Annotated in this window: 2 protein-coding genes; both read left to right on the forward strand. The window is 64.0% G+C overall.

From position 1 onward, the window contains the following. Window positions 1-330 precede the first annotated feature (330 nt). Complete coding sequence (fliF, locus tag RBR29_RS11795; RefSeq protein ID WP_320349495.1) at window positions 331-1,995, forward strand: flagellar basal-body MS-ring/collar protein FliF; 1,665 nt, start codon at window positions 331-333, stop codon at window positions 1,993-1,995. Next, window positions 1,982-2,778 (forward strand): flagellar motor switch protein FliG (gene fliG, locus RBR29_RS11800; protein WP_320349497.1); only part of this gene is annotated, 797 nt, incomplete at its 3' end. The genes fliF and fliG, both read left to right, overlap by 14 nt.

The raw sequence follows: 2,778 nt of genomic DNA on the forward strand, positions 1-2,778 counted from the left end.
TGGCGAACGGCTCGAATGAAAGGCAGAACAGGCAGCCGACAATGACACGGCATGCCGACGATGTACTATACGGCCTGCCTCTGGCCGGCAAGCCTCACAATAGCGGGGATAAGGGTGGGCACTTCTACGGTTTGCGGGACACGCCCAAACGGGCCGGATCATCCTAACTAAGCCCCAAAAACCGGGCTTTTCAGGGCTTGCCGCAATGCCAATCGCCGCCATAATGGCCGCCAACATCCCATGACTCTGCCGTAACAGCATGCACATCATCCAGACCGTCGGCTTCTGGCCCGGGCGCGCCCTGGCGGCACCCTCTGCAAGCTCCATCCGATGAATCCCATTACCGACTGGATGAACCGCAACCCCGCTTTGGCGCGGCTGGCGTCCCTGCCCCGGCCTGTACTGCTGGGCCTGGGTGCCGCAATCGTGGCCCTGCTCGCCGTCGCTGCCTTGTGGATGCGCGAACCGGAATACCGCACGCTCTTCTCGAACATCGAAGCCCGTGACGGCGGCGCCATCGTCTCGGTCCTCAACCAGCGCAACATCCCCTACAAATTCGCTGACAACGGCACCACCATCCAGGTGCCTGCCGACCAGGTCTACACGTTGCGCCTGCAACTGGCCGAGCAGGGCCTGCCCCGCGGCGGCAGCATTGGCTTCGAACTGCTCGACGAGCCCAAATTCGGCGCCAGCCAGTTCTCCGAACAAGTCACCTACCAGCGCGCCCTCGAAGGCGAACTTGCCCGCTCCATCGAGGCTCTGCAGCCTGTCAAATCCGCCCGTGTCCATCTGGCCATTCCACGCCAGTCCCTGTTCGTGCGCGAACGCGAAGCGCCGACCGCCTCGGTGCTGCTGACGCTCTACCCTGCCCGCAGCCTCAGTGAATCCCAGGTCTCGGCCATCGCCTGGCTGGTGTCCTCCAGCGTGCCCAAGCTCAACGCCGAATCGGTCTCCATCGTCGACCAGGACGGCCACCTGATGTCCGCACCAGGCGGCGAAGCCGCCATGGACAGCACCCGGCGCAACTTCATCAATGACATCGAACAACGCACGGCCCAGCGCATCCTGACCTTGCTCAACCCGATCGTCGGCGCAGGCAACGTGCGCGCCCAGGTCAATGCGACCGTCGATTTTTCCCAGCGCGAGCAGACTTCCGAGGTCTACCGCCCCAACGAAACACCGGGCACGGCTGCCATCCGCAGCAAGCAGACCAGTGATTCGGCGCAAACCGGCCTGCTGCCCCCTACCGGGGTCCCCGGCGCCCTGTCAAACGAGCCGCCCGCCAATGCCACGGCCCCGATCCAGACCGCTGCGGCGACCCCGCCCGCCCAGGGCGCCGGCGCCCAGGCCAGCGGCCCTGCGGCAATCAACGGCGCGCCTGCCGCCAATGCGGCACGGCCGGCGCCAGGATCCATGCGCAACGACGCCACCATCAACTACGAAGTCGATCGCACCATCAGCCATGTCAAGCATGAACTGGGCACGCTGCAACGCCTGTCCGTGGCTGTCGTGATCAACTACCGCGACAAGGACGGTGAGCCGGCTCCGTTGGAATCGGCCGAAATGGACGACATCAACGCGCTGGTCAAGCAGGCCATGGGCTATTCGGCCGATCGCGGTGACACCCTCAGCGTGGTCAACAGCGCCTTCACCGATGCCGAACCCAAGTTCAAGCCCTGGGAAGACCCTGCCTACCGCAACCTTGCCCTGCAGATCCTCAAGGTGCTCCTGGTCCTGGCCGTCCTGTTCTTCATCTGGCGCTCGGTCGTGCGCCCCATCGTCCAGGGCTTTGCCAACGCTCAGGTCGAACGCGCCAAGAACGAAGCCCACCTGGAGACCATGCGTGAACAACGCCGCCAGGACGAACTGCGCGCCTCGGAAATGAACCGCTACGAGGAAAACCTGGACACCGCCCGCCAATTGGCCCAGCGCGACCCACGCGCCGTCGCCATGGTGCTGCGTTCATGGATGAATCCCAAGAATGCCAAATCCTGACCAAGACCTGGCCCGCTGCGCCATCCTGATGATGTCTCTCGGCGAAGACGCAGCCGCCGAGGTGTTCAAGTACCTGTCCTCACGCGAAGTCCAGCAGATCGGTTCGGCCATGGCCAACCTCAAGCAGGTCACGCGGGCCGATGTCGATCAGGTCCTGGAAGACTTTCGCCGCGAGGCCGATCAGTTCATGGCCGTGACCCTGGGCTCGGACGACTACATCCGCTCGGTCCTGACCAAGGCGCTGGGCACTGACCGCGCCGCCAGTCTGATCGAGGACATCCTGGAAGCCGGCGAAGGTTCGGGTTCGGGCATCGACGCGCTGAACTGGCTGGAGCCGGCCAACGTCGCCGAACTGATCGCCGACGAACATCCGCAGATCATCGCCACCATCCTGGTCCACCTGGAACGCGACCGCGCCTCTGCCATCCTGGCCTTGCTCAACGAACGCATCCGCAATGACGTCATGATGCGCATCGCCACCTTCGGCGGAGTGCAGCCGTCCGCGCTGCACGAACTGACCGAGGTGCTCAACGAGGTTCTGTCCGGCCAAGGGGCCAAGCGCTCCAAGATGGGCGGGGTGCGCACTGCTGCCGAAATCCTGAATTTCATGAACACGGCCGAAGAGGAAGCCGTGGTCAGCAGCCTGCGCGAAATCGATGCCGATCTGGCGCAGCGCATCATCGACGAGATGTTCGTGTTCGACAACCTGATCGACGTCGAGGATGCCGCCATCCAGCTCATCCTGAAGGAAATCGACACCGCCTCGCTGACCATCGCCCTGAA

This window comes from Castellaniella sp., from assembly GCF_034007085.1.
Lineage (GTDB): Bacteria > Pseudomonadota > Gammaproteobacteria > Burkholderiales > Burkholderiaceae_B > Castellaniella.